This is a genomic window from Ectopseudomonas oleovorans, assembly GCF_029845265.1.
GTDB classification, from domain to species: domain Bacteria; phylum Pseudomonadota; class Gammaproteobacteria; order Pseudomonadales; family Pseudomonadaceae; genus Aquipseudomonas; species Aquipseudomonas oleovorans.
Window position 1 is genome coordinate 1 of sequence record NZ_JAOCLK010000040.1, and the last position, 17,408, is coordinate 17,408.

The 17,408-nt window shown below is 56.1% G+C and carries 14 protein-coding genes and 1 pseudogene; 3 read left to right on the forward strand and 12 right to left on the reverse strand.

The window, feature by feature from the left end; genetic code table 11:
- The first annotated feature begins 102 nt into the window (after positions 1-102).
- A complete protein-coding gene (locus N5J71_RS17585) occupies positions 103-834 on the forward strand; it encodes a hypothetical protein (RefSeq protein WP_161866127.1) in 732 nt (243 codons plus the stop codon).
- Positions 835-890: 56 nt separating this feature from the next.
- Here N5J71_RS17585 and N5J71_RS17590 read toward each other — a convergent pair whose 3' ends face one another.
- The 9 genes and pseudogenes from N5J71_RS17590 to N5J71_RS17630 form a co-directional block, all read right to left on the reverse strand.
- Positions 891-1,724 (reverse strand): thymidylate synthase, encoded by an 834-nt coding sequence (locus N5J71_RS17590; protein WP_279917334.1) that lies wholly within the window; start codon positions 1,722-1,724, stop codon positions 891-893.
- Positions 1,721-2,230, reverse strand: coding sequence for a hypothetical protein (locus N5J71_RS17595; RefSeq protein WP_257598592.1), 510 nt, complete (start codon positions 2,228-2,230; stop codon positions 1,721-1,723). Before N5J71_RS17595 ends, N5J71_RS17590 begins: the two co-directional genes overlap by 4 nt.
- Complete coding sequence (locus tag N5J71_RS17600) at positions 2,227-4,326, reverse strand: tyrosine-type recombinase/integrase (protein WP_279917335.1); 2,100 nt, start codon at positions 4,324-4,326, stop codon at positions 2,227-2,229. Before N5J71_RS17600 ends, N5J71_RS17595 begins: the two co-directional genes overlap by 4 nt.
- On the reverse strand, positions 4,323-7,721 hold the full coding sequence (locus N5J71_RS17605) for a site-specific integrase (RefSeq protein WP_279917346.1): 3,399 nt from the start codon (positions 7,719-7,721) through the stop codon (positions 4,323-4,325). Before N5J71_RS17605 ends, N5J71_RS17600 begins: the two co-directional genes overlap by 4 nt.
- An 85-nt stretch (positions 7,722-7,806) precedes the next feature.
- On the reverse strand, positions 7,807-8,550 hold the full coding sequence (locus tag N5J71_RS17610; RefSeq protein WP_279917336.1) for a hypothetical protein: 744 nt from the start codon (positions 8,548-8,550) through the stop codon (positions 7,807-7,809).
- A complete protein-coding gene (locus N5J71_RS17615) occupies positions 8,550-9,782 on the reverse strand; it encodes a tyrosine-type recombinase/integrase (RefSeq protein ID WP_161866132.1) in 1,233 nt (410 codons plus the stop codon). Before N5J71_RS17615 ends, N5J71_RS17610 begins: the two co-directional genes overlap by 1 nt.
- A 116-nt stretch (positions 9,783-9,898) precedes the next feature.
- Positions 9,899-10,423 (reverse strand): annotated as a pseudogene (locus N5J71_RS17620) (thymidylate synthase); the annotation flags it as partial.
- Entirely contained in the window at positions 10,423-11,223 is an 801-nt protein-coding gene (lgt, locus tag N5J71_RS17625; RefSeq protein WP_003464080.1) for a prolipoprotein diacylglyceryl transferase, read from the reverse strand. The gene lgt and the pseudogene N5J71_RS17620, both read right to left, overlap by 1 nt.
- A 10-nt stretch (positions 11,224-11,233) precedes the next feature.
- Positions 11,234-12,016 carry a sulfite exporter TauE/SafE family protein gene (locus N5J71_RS17630; RefSeq protein ID WP_003464085.1) on the reverse strand — a complete coding sequence of 261 codons (783 nt, stop codon included), beginning with the start codon at positions 12,014-12,016 and terminating at the stop codon, positions 11,234-11,236.
- A 128-nt stretch (positions 12,017-12,144) separates the two neighbouring features.
- Between N5J71_RS17630 and N5J71_RS17635 the strand changes: the two genes are divergently transcribed.
- Positions 12,145-12,888, forward strand: coding sequence for an NRDE family protein (locus N5J71_RS17635; RefSeq protein ID WP_003464088.1), 744 nt, complete (start codon positions 12,145-12,147; stop codon positions 12,886-12,888).
- A 224-nt stretch (positions 12,889-13,112) separates the two neighbouring features.
- On the opposite strand, the gene ptsP is transcribed toward N5J71_RS17635, so the two are convergent.
- On the reverse strand, positions 13,113-15,392 hold the full coding sequence (ptsP, locus tag N5J71_RS17640; protein WP_279917337.1) for a phosphoenolpyruvate--protein phosphotransferase: 2,280 nt from the start codon (positions 15,390-15,392) through the stop codon (positions 13,113-13,115).
- Positions 15,393-15,410: 18 nt separating this feature from the next.
- Positions 15,411-15,890 (reverse strand): RNA pyrophosphohydrolase, encoded by a 480-nt coding sequence (locus tag N5J71_RS17645; RefSeq protein ID WP_074860405.1) that lies wholly within the window; start codon positions 15,888-15,890, stop codon positions 15,411-15,413.
- Positions 15,891-16,034: 144 nt separating this feature from the next.
- Here N5J71_RS17645 and N5J71_RS17650 point away from each other — a divergent pair, with 144 nt between their 5' ends.
- Positions 16,035-16,688 (forward strand): histidinol-phosphatase, encoded by a 654-nt coding sequence (locus tag N5J71_RS17650; protein ID WP_003464098.1) that lies wholly within the window; start codon positions 16,035-16,037, stop codon positions 16,686-16,688.
- 186 nt (positions 16,689-16,874) lie between these two features.
- Here N5J71_RS17650 and N5J71_RS17655 read toward each other — a convergent pair whose 3' ends face one another.
- Positions 16,875-17,315, reverse strand: a complete 441-nt coding sequence (locus N5J71_RS17655; RefSeq protein WP_279917338.1) for a DUF2269 family protein — start codon at positions 17,313-17,315, stop codon at positions 16,875-16,877.
- Positions 17,316-17,408: the final 93 nt, after the last annotated feature.

Genomic DNA, 17,408 nt, shown 5'->3' on the forward strand with positions numbered 1-17,408 from the left:
CTGAGGCCACAGAAACACACAGGGGGGCACTTATTGGCGCATTAGCCTCTTGAGTCACCTTAATCCGCGTGATTGATGCGCCCCACTAACCGAGATAATCAGATGTCACCGACCCAATACGCCTGGGAAGCCCTTTCGAACACGATGCGCCTTTATGCAGAGTCGAGTGCAAGATTTCACTACCTGATGCAGGTCGATCAGGAAGAAGCCGTTGCCAACCTTGATCGGGCCTTCGAGGCAAAGCTGGAGTCATTCCATCGTCTGTACGACCTCACCAAGAGCGTTCCAGGCTTTGGCTATTTCGATCACGCTGATACGTCACTGATGATCGTATTACGTAATGCCCTGCACCATCGTGATCACACGCTGTTTACCAGTTGGAATCGGATGATGATCTTAGATGGAGGAGTGTCAGGAAAGGCCGGGGCGGCCTATCTAATAGGTGAATACGAGCGACAATCTGAGCGGACTTCGCGGTATCCACTGCCCTTGCAGGACTTCTACCAGCGGCTATCCCACAGCTCCATTCGAAAGCCAGACACATTGCGCAAGCTTTGGAATGATAACCTCGCCTTCGAACAGATCGCAGATCACGCAAAGCGGGAAGGATACCCCACGAACCAAGTGTACGTAGATGTGCTCCCAGTCTTCTGTTCGGCGCTCAAGCGGGTGACCTCATGGATGCAAACCTCTGAGGTTGCTCCTGTCGGTTTTGACAGTGCAACCTACGTCGCCCACTTTTCCCGATCCCTGGAGCTGGATCTGCGCGTGCCAGCTTTCAAGGTTGTCCGGATTCCTTCGTTCCTTGCAGACATCCAGGCACCTGACAACTAAGCCCGCCCAGGAGCCACGCACCAGATGGCTCCATGCGCAAGCAACTGTCGCTGCTATCAGATCGAAACCGGTGCCGCGATGTGCGGGTGCGGCTCGTACCCTTCCAGCTCGAAGTCCTCAAACGAGTAATCGTAAATGCTGTCAGGCTTACGCTTGATCTTCAGCTTCGGCAGAGGCTTGGGATCGCGAGTGAGCTGGAGCTTCACCTGCTCAAGGTGGTTCAGGTAGATGTGCGCATCGCTCATGGTGATGACGATCTCGCCCACACCCAGATCGCACTGCTGGGCCAGCATGTGGGTGAGGGTCGCGAGAGATGCGCAGTTGTACGGCCAGCCCAAGAACAGGTCTGACGACCGAATCAGCAGGTGAGCCGACAACTTGTTGTTGGCGACGTAGAACTGGTACAGCAGGTGGCACGGGGGAAGAGCCATTTTGCCGTTCTTTACGTTCTCCTGGGCGCTTACCTTCTCATCAGGCAGGTATTCGACATTCCAGCCATGGAACAGGATGCGGCGGCTGTTGGGGTTGTTCTTAAGGGTGTCGACAACGTAGTCGATCTGGTTGACCGTCTTGCCATCCTTTGTCGGCCAAGCAGTCCACTGCTTGCCATAGATCGGGCCCAGGTCACCGTCCTCGGTCGCCCACTCATCCCAGATGGTCACACCGTTCTCACGGAGCCACTTGGTGTTGGTGTCGCCCTTAAGGAACCAAAGCAACTCGTTGACGATTCCCTTGAAGTGCACCTTCTTGGTAGTCAGCAGCGGGAAACCGTCTTCCAAGTTATGGCGGAACTGCCGACCGAAAACGCTCACGGTGCCGGTGCCGGTGCGGTCGCCTTTCTGGACGCCGTTGTTGAGGACGTCTGACAGTAGATCTTGGTAAGCCTTCATGTTGAGCCCTCGGAACGCTCAGTTTCTAGAATCGAGATGACTCCCTTGAGCTTCTCGATTTCGAGCTTCAGACTATTAATTTCAAGCAGGCCTGCCTCGGACTGCTTAAGATAAAAATCGCGACTCTCGCTCATAGATTTAAGTCTAACTTCTAATGCGCGAGCAGTTTCTTCTAGCTCGTTACGTTGATTGAACCAGTATACTACTTCAAGACGGCTTTTTTCTAGCTTTTCCGCCAACACAGAAACCGGGTCTTGTCGTTTCTCTTTCTTAAGTTTGATCCTTAGTTCTTCTAGCTTCCGCTGCTCCTTTATTGCTTCCAATCGCTCAGATGGCCAGCGTCTATTACGAATAGTATTTCTGTGAATACCCGAGATTCGACTTAGCTCACTGATGGTTGCCTTGAGTTTGTTATCGGACGCAATGACCTGTAAAGCCTTACTTAATGCCTCTGTATTCTGATCGAAGTCTTCTTTGTTTCGACTCTCAAATGCTTGCTGCTTCAATCCTCGACCTCCTGCCCCAGATACCTGAGGACGCCAGCAGCTTCTTTCATGATTTCTTCAATTTGCTCACGCCGATCTGCATACAGCGGGTCATCAAGCAATGCTTTATTCTGATAATAAACCTCACGCCATTTGGGCGCATGAACTTCGCCTACAACAGAATTTGAACACCGATTGGGATTGCAGCGAAGTCCCCCTGCGCAAGGCAGAGCATCATTAAAGTCCTCAGTTACATTGCCATAACAAAAGCCTAAGCCGACGTTAACTATGGCCATGCCTTGATCAGCCATAGCAGCGATAATTTGATCTTTAGTGTAACCAGCGGCCATATAGCCTTTAAAGACTTGCTGATTACGGGCCTTGTGGGCAGACGCATTAAGGCCAGCATAGCCACCGTCAGGGTCATAAAAATCCTTTACGGCCTCAATTTCCGCCTCCCTACGAAGCGGGTTTTTAACATGGCGGCCACCTTTCCCGAGCATGTCGCCAATGCCACCGTAGCCCAGCGTAACCTTACTTACACCCTTCCCTGCGTATCCACCTACGATCTCCCCAAAATGTTTGAGTTGATGGGAAATAAAGGGTAGACCAAGGTCAATCCGATACATTTGAAATGCAAGTGTGTGTCGAAGGGTGTACGGACTGAACTCCAAGTCCTGATACTGCTGCTTACTGAGCACGACAGAGAACAGCTTCTGCAACTGGTGTTTAATCCCACCTGAGTGCAATGCAAGACAAACACTATCTGGCGCTACCGTGGCCACATTCGAAAACAGATACGGACTTTGTTTGTAACGCGCAACCACACGGGCTGCTTCAATAGCATCTCTGATAATAGGTATGGCAATCCATTTGTCATCGAATAACTTGCGATCTGCCTGCTGATGCTTGATCACTCTGGACTCTAGCAACCAATACCTCCCTTCCTGAATCAAGCAACTCTCCACCATGAGCTCACACAACTCAGATGGGCGCATACCGGTATACTGCGCCACTAGGTAACAGCAACTGTAATTCACCAGGTTTAAGTATTTTCTAAAATCATCGTGTATCAAACCGCCCGCCAGTTTCTCGATGGCATCTCTTGAAACAAGCTTATCGCCAATACTTACGCCTTCAGGAACAGCACCGAGAAGCTGCATGACTGCCGAATAGTCATACCCCTTAGCGCCCAAACGCATGACGGTATATAGCTCCATCAGCCTGGGGGAAAGCCCATACTGACCACTCATCCTGAAGCCCTTAACATTCCTCCGCTTTAGCGAATCCACGTCTTGAATTGGCAAGCTCAGCGCATCTAGAAAATCAACCACTTGCAAGGATGCGAAATTGGAAACTGCCTCGAAAACGTCATTAGGCAGATGATTTGCCTCATCATCTTGATCGTCCTGACTTTCTTCGTCGCCATCTTCATCTTCCTCTAAATCCTCCAATTTCCAAGGTAAGGATTCGAGCTTTTTATTGCTCAGAGGATTACCAAATACTGAATCCCTCAAATACGGGGATCGCAAAATACTAAAGAATCGAGAAAGCCCATTACTGTATTTATGCTCAAATGTCTCTGCCGCTTTTTCATAGATACCGTCATCAAGCTGAGAGATACTAAAGCACGTCGAGGAAATGAAAGCCGCCTTGTACTCTTCAATGGCACAAGCGTACATGCGATCAACAAATCTTAGGCCACTCTCAAAGTTAGCAATGGCAGTATTGTACTTAACCGTTTTTTTACTTCGCGGAGTATCGCCCGCAACTGCCGAGGGAGCCAGCAAATAAAAATTAAGTGCTGCCTTAACCTCTAAGATTGCCGTCGCATTAAGATTTGTGTATCTAGAAAAGTCTATTTTTAGCTTTGCGCCCTTTACGTTTCTCGCCGCATGTGGATCGTCTGCGTTAAAATCCCATATGGCGTCACCAAATTTCGACAGTTTAGATACTGGCATTGCCATGAGGGATTGATAGTAGCCCCAAGCCTCTAGAGCGGCTTCACTTCCGCCACTAATGGTTGACGGTTCTTGTACTGCCGACTCGACAGCCGGCAAGAAGTCAGTACGCCAGGTGCGGAATTGGGCTAGTTGGTTGATATATTTCTCACTCATTGCCCAACCCCTTCAATAGCAATATTGGTATCAACGTATTCCGACAGGCGCTCAGCTTCTTCAAGTTCTTCTTGCGAAAAATCAGAAAGCTCTGGATCCAAAATATTTTCAAGCAGATTTAGATTTTCAAGAACCACATAGCCATATGGTGTATCCGCCACCCGATTAGTGTGCAGTATATGCAAGTAATCCCTGCGCATTGCGAACAGCGCGGGCAAGTCCGATTTGGTAATCATATTATTTTCGCAAGCCAAGCATTTATTGTAGAGCGCGCAAGGTTTTCCAGGAACGTAGTTACGAAGATTCTTTATGAAATCTGGCGGATTGAAAATATTCTTGCACCCGCCAAGCGGCGTCTTGAAGATAATATTGTCGTCATTGCCGGAGTTAATATCAGGGGCTGCGGTTACTGGCTTATCTGTAATGGTTTCAGAGTGAATTTCTCTAAGCGCAACCTCCAGCTTATCCCGCGCAACCCGATTGAAGTCCATCCGTTCCAAATACTTGAGGGTTGTTTCAATATTCTCGTGACCAAGCATCATTTGAATTTCGCGAACAGAGACACCTCTCTCAACCAGTTCGCTGACGAAGCTGGGCCTGAACCGCGAGGGCGACAGGGATAGCGGCTCTCCTGAATCGGTAAGCAAATTACTTTTCTCAGAAAAACTTCTAAGAGCAATATTCAAAACAGAACGTTGCTGAGACAAAGATTTGATCTCACCCCAAGTCGCTCTTGATGAAGATTGATATATAAATAAGTCATCCTTAATGCCGGGGCCAGCACAGCCCCTAAACTCAGACGTTATAAGAACAACATCGTCTATGATCTTCTTAATTTCTCTAGCCTGACTAGTGGTCAGCCAAGAAATCTCGGCTTTGAAAATATCCAAATGGTATTCTTTCTCACCTGTCGACCTTTCTTTCCAATACCGAAGACAAGGCCTCTGACTGAGCGGGTGCACAGGAACAAAGTCATCTAACTGAAGCGTCGCAATGGAGTCAGCATTGAGGCCAGTGACTTGCGCAAGTCTTGCTATGTAGGGTGCAAGCACCTTCGAAGAGCGGTCATAAAGAACGCCCCAACTTTCGTAGATGTCATAAATCGACAAGCTGGAGGCGTTAAGGACATTCCGAAAGTACCTGTGGTACTTATCATTCACGTCTAGATTTGCGAAATTGATGGGCACACAACCCAGCTTGTTCTCGAAAATCCATCGCGCAGTTTCGAGCGTCGCTATGCCAACCTTGACCTTGCCGTGCTCGTCGTAGGGATCCTCACCAACCCCAGTGCAGACGTAGGGTTGGGCCAAAGCATGGGTATGGGCAATCGCAGTCTGTATGGCTTCAGAAATTCGGCTGCGTTCATCAGGTGAATATGGGTTGTAAAGATCTGTTTCACGCGCTACATCGAAACCGGGCGCGGGATAAAAGCTGTGCAAGCCCAGACCGTCAATCTCCGTCGCACGCTCCAGCATCCTCCTAGCTGCGCTCATATGCGTATTGGCCACTGCCGTAGAGATTTGTGCATTCTGAAGCAAGCTTTGCAGGTATTTCCTGAACCGAGTCAGTGTGTGCTCACCGAGCATCGTCAGCACCGAATCACCGTCGTTGTGCCCACCATCAACAAGGCACTGGATAAAGCACTTACTAGCATCGTAATAGTTGGACTGACCGGACTCACTATGACTCTGCATGGATGCAGCAGCGAATAGATGCATCACAGGAGTGAACGGAATATCTGCTGACTGTGCCAAATCAGCCACTGATGCGACTGATACCGCGCGCAACGCAAAGAAGTGCTTTTTGTAGCTGACCGTCTCCTCTTTAGGTTTCTGAGCCTTCTCCAGCTCGCGCTCCTCAACAGTCTTGTAATCGCTATTTCCCACGCCCAGCCGCACCAGATCTTCACTGATCTCATCGAGAGTCAGGTTGATCAGTTTGTGCATGGAGCTGGTGAGTAACTCCCGGACTCCAGGAATTTGATCCAGATAGCCCTTCTTTTTGATTTTGTTGCCAAACAACGGGATGCCGAATTTTTCCTGCTCGGAAAGCCCCTCGTACCAGCGGAGAAGCTTTCGGCGCTTATCGCACTCAGATGACATGTAGCCCGGCAGAATGATCCTTTCGCGCTTCATGGCTTCGATCACTTCGGGCATGTCGTTGTATTTGTTCAGTACCGACTTACTGACACCAAGCTGTTCGGAGAGGTATGGGACTGAAACCGCAAGGGGGCCGCTGGCATTGAGCTGAACTGTCAGAAGCTTTTCACGGCTACTCAACACATCCTTCAGCCATGCATCCACCCTGCGCTTAACCTCGTGGGTGCCTGTCCTGCCTGGTGGGGCTGCCACTTCAGCGCGTCGCCTCAGGACATCCTTCCCAATTTCTGTGCGAGTCAGGTTGTACAGGGGCGTAGGGTTGATGCCAGCAAGCTCTGGGATGGTTTCGAGATAAGCAGGCTTTAGCTGATCCCCATAAGTCTCAACGGCAAGTTTTTCCTGATCATCAAGACCCTCATACCAGCGCAGAAGCCTACGGCGTTTGTCGCAATCGCCAACGTTGTAGCCCTCAACGATGATGCCTTCGGCGATCATGGCCTGAAGCACTTCGGGCATCTCTGTTTGACCGTAGAGCGTGTCTTTACTAAGGCCAGTCAGGTTACTCACATAAGTGGCAGAGACCGCTAGGCGGCCCTTCTGAGCAAGTTCAATCTCCAACAATTTCTCGCGGCGACCAAGGACAGAAGCTACCCAGTGATTTAGCTGGTTCTGCACCGTGTGTGAAAAAGAGGTGTCTTCAGGTGGGTATTGCTCTTGGAGTGTCAATACTGCTTGGCCAAGCTCAGTTCTCGTGATGCCCAGCAGTGCATAATGCCGATGATTAAGCTCAATACCATCGATCTGATCTAGCGTCCCCACATGTGCTATTTGCCCGTTAATTAGGCGAACCCTCGCCTTTTCACGGTCGTCCAGTCGTTCGAACCAGCGCAATGCGATTCGCCGTAGGTTGCACTCTGTGGAGCCATACCCCTGCACAACGATCTTTTCGAGAACCATGGCGTCGATGACGCGTTGTAATGCAGGGTGCTCTAGGCCCGTATCGAGCTGAATGCCGATCTGCTCAGACAGGTATGAAGTCGAGATGTTTGGATCCTTGCCACTCCCCAGCTCAACGTCTAGCAATGCCGTACGGCTCTGAATGACCTTGTCAGACCACTGTTGCAGTCGGCTTTCAGTGACTGGATCTAGCTCCTGAGGAATCAGATCCAGCATGCGCTGGTGATCTTCACGACGACGGATTACATCGCTTGCAATTTCCTCACGAGTCTCGTTGTAGAGCGGTAAGAGTTTGTGGCCAGGAACCAGCTCAGGCACCTGATCCAGGTATCCCTTCATCTTCACTTGGCCACCAAAAACTTCAACACCAAGCTTCTGCTCATCGCTGAGGTTTTCGTACCAGCGCAGTATCTTCCTGCGCGCCTCACACCAGAGGGCTGTACCCAGGCAGGATGATGTTCTCCCGCTGCATGCCCTGTATGACCCTCGTTAACCACTCACTGGCTTGAATGCGGTCAACGCCTGCACCGACCTCCTTCTCAAGGTAGGACGGAGCAATGGCAAGCGGCTCTTTAATGCCCAACTCAACATCTAAAAGCGCTTGCCTTGATGCGAGAGCTTTGTTCGCCCATGCCTCGACACGTTGGGCAATCTCGTGCTGTTGAATCGCATCAACAAGCTCACGGCGTCGCATGACATCCTGGGCTATCTCTGCGCGCTTGATTTTGTATAAGGGGTAGCGAAGCGGGCTCTTTTTGAATGCCTCCATTTGATTGAGGTAGCCGATATGCGCAACCAGGTCGCCGCGAAGCTCGACCTGTAGCTTTTCCTCATCCGTCAGGTGCTCATACCAGCGCAGCACCAGTCGGCTCTGTTCGCTGTCGAGAATGTTGTAGCCCTGGACGATGATCCCTTCCCGGTGCATCTCCTGTTCGAGGTCTGCCAGGAGATGCCTGTGGTCACGCAGAGCGATACGCAATGTCTCTTCTGGAAGACCAGTGACTTCTGAAACGAATCGACGAGAGATCGTGGTTTTATCGGTGTACTGAAGTGGGATATCCAAAAGGGCTTTTCGGTTGCCACTGACTGTTACTACCCATTCACCCAAGCGCTGCTCAATCTCGGCCAAGGTTGGGAGGCCCATCAATACCTGCTCATGCGCTGTCATTACTTGCTATCTCCCAGGCCGATCTTCAAGCGAGTCGCATCTGATAGCGCCTGCATGTTCTCAGCTTTGGTGGTGGTGTCATCCATGGCGCCGTTGATGCGGCTGTAGATGTCGAACGGCACCATGGTGTAGATCTGGGTCGTCGTGATGTCTGCATGGCCCATCGTTTTCTGGGCGATGAACAGACGCTCCGCAAAGTCCTCCCCGAGATCGGGACTGCTCAAGATTGCATAGGCATAGCCGTGCCTGAGCTTGTGTGGAGAAATGGGCTTCTTCAGCTTGCAGGCCTTGATTGCCCTAGCGCTCAACCGCTCAAGCAGCTTGCTGACAGAGTTCGCCGTATAGGCATCACCATGGGCATTCATGAATGCAGGTGTGCTTTCAGCGTCTTTGAACTTGCGTGCGTGCTTCCTGTAGAGAACAGAGGCGTGATACCGCTGAACTCGCTGCAAGGTGGCGCGGCTGACGAGCGTGTAACGCGGCTTCTCCTGGTTCGACCGGCCCTTGCTGCCTGCAATTTCCAGCGAGCAGTAGTCAGTATCGAGTGGAGGGGCATCACCGCTGGAGATGTACTGATACCGCTGGGCATCCAGGGCTTTTTTAACAGCTGCCAGTGTCACCCTGGGCAGCTCTGAGCGCCTGATCCCTGCATCAAAAATGAATTGGAGTACGCAGCGCTCGCGCTCACAGTCACTAAAGGTGATGAGAGTTTCAAGCTCCAAGAGGCTGCAAGGAATGACCAGGTTCTTCTTGGGACTGGGCGAGATCAGCCCTTTCTCGTAAGGGTTATCCTCACGCAAAACTGGCCCACGAAAGGTCGGAGCGCAGAGATAGGAGTCGTAAAAGGACAGCAGGGTGGCGTCTCGGTTGCGCACCGTCTTCGTCGAGAGTTCTTCGTTCTCAATCAGGTGGGCAATGTACTCGGCCAGCAAGCTTCTGCTGACTTCGAGAAAGGCTTCGTCTGAGCTGGCTGTGGCGAATTCACGACGGGCTTTCAGGTATTGGTGGGCATACCCTAGGTTTTTGCCATAGGTCTCTACCGAAGTGATCGAAAGGGACTCCTCCTTGGCATGCTGTGTGAGGAACCCTGAGCACAGGGGCAACAAGCGTTCGTCGTCATCAAAGACCGCACCTCCTGTGACATTCACAAGACCTGATACCTGGGCCCCATCCTCATTCAGCAAGGACTCACTCAGATCCAGAACCACCCTTCTCGCAGCAACCACCTTCATCGAATTTACCCTCAGCACGCATTGTGCAAACAGTGCAGTTATCGTAGATCACAATAAACCGACCGTGAAGGTAAATTTTTTTACGCAACCATCACGTACTGTGCGCTTTCTGGATGGGGGCATAAAAGGAAGATGTCCGCCGAACGCTGATAGAGCTGGCAGCTGAGCTTGCCGTCCGCCACATAGAACTGGAACAGCGCGTGGCACGGTGGCAGGGCCATCTGCTCGACCAGCGCCGGGTTCCAGGCCGAGACGATCAGGCGGCGCGAATCCGGATTCTTCCTGATCATCTCGATCAGCTTGGCGATCTGGTCGATGGACTCGCCGTTGGGCGCCGGCCAACTGCGCCACTGGTAGCCGTAGACTGGGCCGAGGTCACCATTCTCGTCGGCCCATTCATCCCAGATGCTGACACCGTTGTCCTTGAGGTACTTGATGTTGGTGTCACCCTGCAGAAACCACAGCAACTCGTGGATGATCGAACGCAGGTGGCACTTCTTGGTGGTGACGAGAGGGAAGCCGTCGGCCAGGTCGAAGCGCATCTGGTAGCCGAACACGCTGTAGGTGCCGGTACCGGTACGGTCTTCCTTGAAGGTGCCGTGCTCGCGCACGTGGCGCATCAGGTCGAGATACTGTTTCATCAGGCGGCTCGTTGAACGGGCTGGCGCTTGTAGGCGTAGGCGATCAAGCCGATGCCACCGAGGATCATCGGCAGGCAGAGAACCTGCCCCATGGTCAGCCAGTCCCAGGCCAGGTAGCCCAGCTGGGCATCCGGCACACGGACGAATTCGACGATGAAGCGGAACACCCCGTAACAGGCGGCGAACATGCCGGATACCGCCATGGTCGGACGTGGTTTACGCGAATAGAACCAGAGGATGGTGAACAGCGCCACGCCTTCCAGGGCGAACTGGTAGAGCTGCGACGGATGCCGCGCCAGTTGCTCGGGGTCGGTGGGAAAGACCATCGCCCAGGGCACATCGGCGGCCTTGCCCCACAGCTCGGCGTTGATAAAGTTGCCAATGCGTCCGGCACCCAGGCCAATCGGCACCAGTGGTGCGATGAAGTCCATCAGCTCGAAGAAGCTTTTGCCGTTGCGCTTGCCGAACCACCAAGTCGCCAGCATCACCCCGATCAGCCCGCCGTGGAAGGACATGCCGCCTTCCCAGACCCGCAGAATCTTTGCCGGTTCGGCGATATAGGCAGCAAAGTCATAGAAGAACACGTAACCCAGACGGCCGCCGAGAATCACCCCCATGGCCACCCAGAACACCAGATCGGACAGTTTGTCCTTACTCCAGGTCGCATCGAAACGCTCCAGCCGGCGCGAGGCCAGCCACCAGGCACCGCCAATACCGACCAGGTACATCAGGCCGTACCAGTGGATTTTCAGGGGACCAAGGGCGATGGCCACCGGGTCGATCTGCGGATAAGGTAGCATCCAGGACTCCTTAAATGAAAAAACTCAGGCCCACGCTCAGCAGCAGCAGGGCGAACAGACGCTTGAGCAACAGGGGCGACAGGCGATGAGCCAGACGCGCCCCCAAACGGGCAAAGAACATGCTGGTCATGGCGATCCCCAGTACTGCCGGGAGATACACGAAACCGACGCTCCATGGCGGCAGATTCGGATTCCCCCAACCGGTAAACATGAAACTCAGCGCACCGGCAATGGCGATCGGCAAGCCACAGGCCGCCGAAGTGGCCACCGCCTGCTGGATCGGCACGCTGCGCCAGACCAGAAAGGGCACGGTCAGCGAACCACCGCCAATGCCGAAGATCGCCGAAGCCCAACCGATCACCCCGCCGGCTACCGTCAATGTCGGCTTGCCTGGGACACCGCGACTGGCCTTGGGTTTCAGGTCCAGCGCCATCTGCGCAGCAACGATGATAGCGAAGGTACCGATGATCTTCTGCAACCAAGGCCCCTGGATCAGCGCTGCGGTTAGCGCCCCCAGCGCTGCACCCAGCAGGATACCCAGAGTCAGCCAGCGAAACAGCGGCCAGCGTACCGCGCCCTTGCGGTGATGCTCGAGCAGCGAGTTGATCGAGGTAAAGATGATCGTCGCCAGGGAAGTGCCCACTGCCAGGTGAGTGAGGATTTCCGTTGCCAGACCCTGTGCGGTGAAGCTCAGCACCAGCACCGGCACGATGATCAGACCACCGCCCACGCCGAACAGGCCAGCCAGCACACCGGCAGCCGAGCCCAGTACCAGGTAGAGCAGCAGCTCCATAGACACCCCCAAAAACAAAGCGGCATGGTAGCGGAAATGTCTCCTCAACGGCACACGGATCGACGGAACGGTTGCCGCCCCTGGCTGAGCTCGCTAGCCTGCCAGACTCCGCCATAGGAGGAATGCGCATGTGCCTGATCGTCTTCGCCTGGCAGCCCGAAAGCCCGACGGTGCTGCGCCTGGCGGCCAATCGCGACGAGTTCTACTCACGCCCCAGCGCCGCATTGAGTGAATGGCCGGATGCACCTGGCGTATTCGCCGGTCGCGATCTGCAAGCTGGGGGTACCTGGCTCGGCGTTACCGCGCAAGGCCGCTTCGCGGCGCTGACCAATATCCGCGATCCCAGGCAGAAAGCCGGCCCGCGTTCACGCGGCGCGCTGACAGCCGACTACTTGCTGGGTCAGGAGTCGGCGCCGGCCTATCTCGACAGGATCATGCGCGATGCCACCGAATATGCCGGCTTCAATCTGCTGGTTGGCGATGCTCAACAGCTCTGGCATTTCAATTCTCAGGAAGGGCAGCCCAGGCAACTAGAGAGCGGCATATATGGCCTGTCCAACGCCAGCCTCGACACGCCCTGGCCGAAGCTGCTGCGCGCCAGAGATGCGTTGAGTGAGCGCATCGATGGGGTGGATGAGGACTTGCTTGAGATGCTGAGCGACAGCAGCCAGCCAGCCGACCACCTGCTGCCGGACACTGGCGTAGGACTGGCCACGGAGCGCCTGCTGTCGAGTGTGTTTATCGCCAGCGCCACCTACGGCACTCGCGCCAGCACGGTGCTGAACCTCAAACAGAATGGCGGCTGGAGCATCACCGAGCGCAGCTTCGGCCCACATAGCACCGTACTCGACGAGGTCGCGTTACGTCGGTAGCCCGGATGCAATCCGGGGAAGGCGATGGCGAGATAAATCCCCTGAGGCAGGAGCCCGCTTGCGGGCGATGGCGGCTGACGTGATCGCCGGCAAGCCGGCTCCTACAGGTCAGGTTGCGGCGTTTATTCGGCATCGTGGGATGGTTAGAGCCAGGCGAAACCCGTCAGCCGGCCCCGGGCTTCACCAAGCTCATGCTGGACGCACCAGCATGCGCGGTAGGCGAATCAGGCCTGGATATTCGACGCCGGGTTGATCACTCGGCCCAGCCCCAGGTTGCGCAGCGCCAGGTGCAGGGTGCTGTAGATCAGGTGCGGGTTGTCCATGGTCATCACCTGGCCCAGCAGTTCCCTGGCCTTGCTCTGGGTGATCTGGCGCAGCAGCCACTTCACCTTGGGCAGGTTGGTGGCGTTCATCGACAGCGAATCGAAGCCCATGGCCAGCAACAACACGGCAGCAGCAGGGTCGCCGGCCATCTCGCCACAGATGCTCACCGGCTTGCCTTCGAGGTGAGCGTCGTTGACCACCTTCTGCAGGGCTTGCAGCACCGCCGGATGGAGGAAATCGTAGAGATCCGCCACACGCGGATTGTTGCGATCGACCGCCAGCAGGTACTGGGTCAGGTCGTTGGAGCCGACCGAAAGGAAGTCCACCTGCCGCGCCAGCTCACGGGTCTGGTACACCGCCGCCGGAATCTCGATCATCATGCCAATCGGTGGCAGCGGCACGTCGATACCTTCATCGCGGACTTCGCCCCAGGCACGGTGAATCAGGTGCAAGGCTTCTTCCAGCTCCTGAATGCCGGAAATCATCGGCAACAGGATGCGCAGATTGTTCAGCCCCTCGCTGGCCTTGAGCATGGCGCGGGTCTGCACCAGGAAGATTTCCGGGTGGTCGAGGGTGACGCGAATGCCGCGCCAGCCGAGAAAGGGGTTCTCTTCCTTGATCGGGAAGTAGGACAGCGCCTTGTCGCCACCGATGTCCAGGGTGCGCATTGTCACCGGCAGCGGATGGAAGGCCTGCAATTGCTCGCGGTAAGTAGCGAGCTGTTCCTTCTCGCTGGGAAAGCGTTCGTTGATCATGAACGGCACTTCGGTGCGGTACAGACCAACGCCCTCGGCGCCACGCTGCTGAGCGCGTGCAACGTCGGCAAGCAGGCCAGTGTTGACCCACAGCGGCATGCGATGACCATCGAGCGTCTCGCAGGGCAGCGCGCGCAGCGCATCGAGCCCTTCGGTCAGCTGACGCTCCTCCTCGACCACCTCTGCATACTGCTTGCTCAGCAGTTCGCTGGGGTTGGTGAAGACTTCGCCGTGGTAGCCGTCGACAATCAGTTTGATGCCGTCGATCTTCGAGTACGGCAGGTCGAGCACGCCCATCACCGTGGGAATACCCATGGCGCGGGCGAAGATCGCCACATGGGAGTTGCCCGAGCCAGTCACCGAGATCAGACCGGCCAGTTTGCCTTCCGGCACCTCGCCGAGCATCGCCGGCGACAGCTCCTCGCTGACCAGGATGGTGTTATCCGGATAGACCAGCGTGGTCTTACGTTCTTCCTGCAGGTAGGCGAGCAGGCGCCGACCGAGGTCGCGCACATCGGAGGCGCGTTCGCGCAGGTAAGCGTCATCCATCAGCTCGAAGCGCTTGACGTGGTCGAGCACCACCTGGCGCAAGGCGCCCTGCGCCCACTGGCCGGTACGAATGACCTTGCGCACCTCGTTACCCAGCGCGGCGTCCTCGAGCATCATCAGGTAGACGTCGAACAGCGCGCGCTCTTCCTTGCGTAGCTGAGTGGCGAGTTTCTCGGACAGCTCCTGCATGTCCTCGCGCACCCAACCCAGCGCCTTGTCGAACAGTTCCAGCTCGGCAGCGATGTCATCGACACTGCGGTCTGGAACCACATTCAGATCAGCCGGGGGCAGCACCACGACAGCGGTTCCGACCGCTACCCCCGGCGCACCCGGCACGCCGACGAACTTGGCCTCCTGCACGCCCTTGCCCTGGCGCCCCAGGCCGCGAATCGAGCCGGTTGCCTCGGCATGGGCGATAACGCCGGCAAGCTGCGCGCTCATGGTGACCAGGAAGGCTTCTTCGCCCTCGTCGAATTGACGCCGCTCCTTCTGCTGCACAACCAGCACACCCATCACGCGGCGGTGGTGGATGATCGGTGCACCGAGGAAGGAGGCGTAGCGCTCCTCGCCAGTCTCGGCGAAGTAGCGGTAGCGCGGGTGGCTGGCGGCGTCTTCGAGGTTCAGCGGCTCTTCACGGCTCCCCACCAGGCCGACCAGACCTTCGCTGGGCGCCATGCTGACCTTGCCGATGGAGCGCTTGTTGAGGCCGTCAGTAGCCATCAACACGAAGCGGTTGGTTTCCGGGTCGAGCAGATAGACCGAGCAAACCTGGCTGCCCATCGCTTCTTTTACACGCTGCACGATGATCGACAGCGCCGCCTTGAGGTCCTTGGCGGCGTTTACTTCCTGGACGATCTTGCGCAGCGTATTGAGCATGCTCGATTGGGGTCCGTATCAGTCGCGCACTATAAGACGCGGGGCAAGTTCCTTGAGCGCGCGACGGTAGACCTCGCGCTTGAATGTGACCACCTGGCCCAGCGGATACCAGTAGCTGACCCAGCGCCAGCCATCGAATTCGGGCTTGCCGGTCAGGTCCATGCGTACGCGGTCTTCAGCCCCCGTCAGGCGCAGCAGAAACCACTTCTGCTTCTGCCCGATGCACAGCGGCTGGCTGTGGGTACGCACCAGACGCTGCGGCAAACGATAACGCAACCAGCCGCGGGTGCAGGCGAGGATCTTCACATCCTGCTCTTCGAGCCCGACCTCTTCATTCAGTTCACGGTAAAGCGCATCGATCGGCGATTCACGATCATTGATGCCCCCCTGGGGAAACTGCCACGCATCCTGGTTGATACGCCTGGCCCAGAGCACCTGGCCGACATCATTGGTCAGGATGATGCCGACATTCGGGCGGAAACCATCAGAATCGATCACGGCAAGCAACCTCGTACACGCAAGTTCCGGCATTGTTCCACAAAGCCGGCGACAGCAGCAACGCGGGTTTAGGCGCTGTTTGAAAGCCCCGGCAAAGCGGCTATTCTGGCGCGCCTTCCCTTTCTACAGAACAGGTAACGAACCGTGCGCTTGGCCCTTTTCGATCTCGACAACACCCTGCTGGCTGGCGACAGCGATCACAGCTGGGGCGAATTCGTCTGCCAGCGCGGCCTGGTCGACGCGGCCGAGTACCTGGCGCGCAACGATGCCTTCTATGCCGATTACTGCGCTGGCAAGCTCGACGTGGTGGCCTACCAGAATTTCAGCCAGGCCATTCTCGGCCGCCACGACATGGCGCAACTGGCGCAGTGGCACCGCGAGTTCATGGCCGAGGTGATCGAGCCGATCATCCTGGCCAAGGGCGAGGCACTGCTGGCCGAACATCGTGCCGCTGGCGACAAGCTGGTGATCATCACCGCCACCAACCGCTTCGTCACCGCCCCCATCGCCGAGCGCCTGGGCGTGGAGACCTTGATCGCCACCGAATGCGGCATGCAGGATGGCCGCTATACCGGGCAGATCACCGGTACGCCGTGCTATCAGGCTGGCAAGGTGACCCGCCTGAACGAATGGCTGGCTGAAACGGGGTACAACCTCGATGGTGCCTACTTCTACAGCGACTCACGCAATGACCTGCCGCTGCTTGAGGCCGTGGCCAACCCGGTAGCAGTCGACCCGGACGAGGTGCTGCGCGCCACCGCCACCGAACGCGGCTGGCCGGTGATTTCGCTGCGTTAAGCGTCACCACCGAACGTAGGGTGCGCCGCGCGCACCGCAAGTTCCATCGTCAACCGCCGGTGCGCACAGCCTGGGCGGCCCCGCGACACGCTACCGGGCAGTTTCATCGAGCCACAAGCCCTCTCCCGCCCTTCGGGCACCCTCTCCCGGAGGGAGAGGGTCATCAGAAGCCGCTCTGCGGCTGCTTTAGGTGGGTTTGGCGCCCATCAACGCCATGATGGCGATCAGCAATACCAGAATCAGTCCGGCATAGATCAGGCACAGACGCTTCAACGCTGTTGGCGCTGGCGCATCACCCAGCGCACGCCAGACCGCCAGACGACCGGCCAGCAGCAAACCGAGCAGCATCATCAACGCATAGAGAATGCTGCCCAGCAGCAGCCAGGTCTGTCCCAGCGGCCAGCCGGCGGTGTCCACCAGCCAGTAGCCGGTAACCGGCAGGCTCAGCGCCAGCACGGCGAATGCCGGGAAGCTGAACAGCAGAGTCACGCGCAACTTGCGCGCCAGCACCGTCGCATCGCCACCGCGCTGCGCCTTGAATAGCATGACGCCATGGGCGATCAGGCCGAGCAGCAACAACACGCCCGGGGCGCTGTGGAGAATACGGACCAGCAGGTAGTGTTCCATCGTGGTTTCCTTTTATTCGGCGATTAAGTAGGGCAGGTGCAACCCGCCAGAACGCGGCGGCGGGTTACACCCGCCCTACGGCTCGAAGGCAGC

What these genes read in the sequence shown, in the direction of transcription:
- N5J71_RS17605 (WP_279917346.1), bottom strand. Translation starts at nt 7,721, where the DNA reads ATGAAGGGATACCTGGATCAGGTGCCTGAGCTGGTTCCTGGCCACAAA.
- N5J71_RS17630 (WP_003464085.1), bottom strand. Translation starts at nt 12,016, where the DNA reads ATGGAGCTGCTGCTCTACCTGGTACTGGGCTCGGCTGCCGGTGTGCTG.
- N5J71_RS17615 (WP_161866132.1), bottom strand. Translation starts at nt 9,782, where the DNA reads ATGAAGGTGGTTGCTGCGAGAAGGGTGGTTCTGGATCTGAGTGAGTCC.
- N5J71_RS17585 (WP_161866127.1), top strand. Translation starts at nt 103, where the DNA reads ATGTCACCGACCCAATACGCCTGGGAAGCCCTTTCGAACACGATGCGC.
- N5J71_RS17600 (WP_279917335.1), bottom strand. Translation starts at nt 4,326, where the DNA reads ATGAGTGAGAAATATATCAACCAACTAGCCCAATTCCGCACCTGGCGT.
- ptsP (WP_279917337.1), bottom strand. Translation starts at nt 15,392, where the DNA reads ATGCTCAATACGCTGCGCAAGATCGTCCAGGAAGTAAACGCCGCCAAG.
- N5J71_RS17610 (WP_279917336.1), bottom strand. Translation starts at nt 8,550, where the DNA reads ATGACAGCGCATGAGCAGGTATTGATGGGCCTCCCAACCTTGGCCGAG.
- N5J71_RS17655 (WP_279917338.1), bottom strand. Translation starts at nt 17,315, where the DNA reads ATGGAACACTACCTGCTGGTCCGTATTCTCCACAGCGCCCCGGGCGTG.
- N5J71_RS17590 (WP_279917334.1), bottom strand. Translation starts at nt 1,724, where the DNA reads ATGAAGGCTTACCAAGATCTACTGTCAGACGTCCTCAACAACGGCGTC.
- lgt (WP_003464080.1), bottom strand. Translation starts at nt 11,223, where the DNA reads ATGCTACCTTATCCGCAGATCGACCCGGTGGCCATCGCCCTTGGTCCC.
- N5J71_RS17635 (WP_003464088.1), top strand. Translation starts at nt 12,145, where the DNA reads ATGTGCCTGATCGTCTTCGCCTGGCAGCCCGAAAGCCCGACGGTGCTG.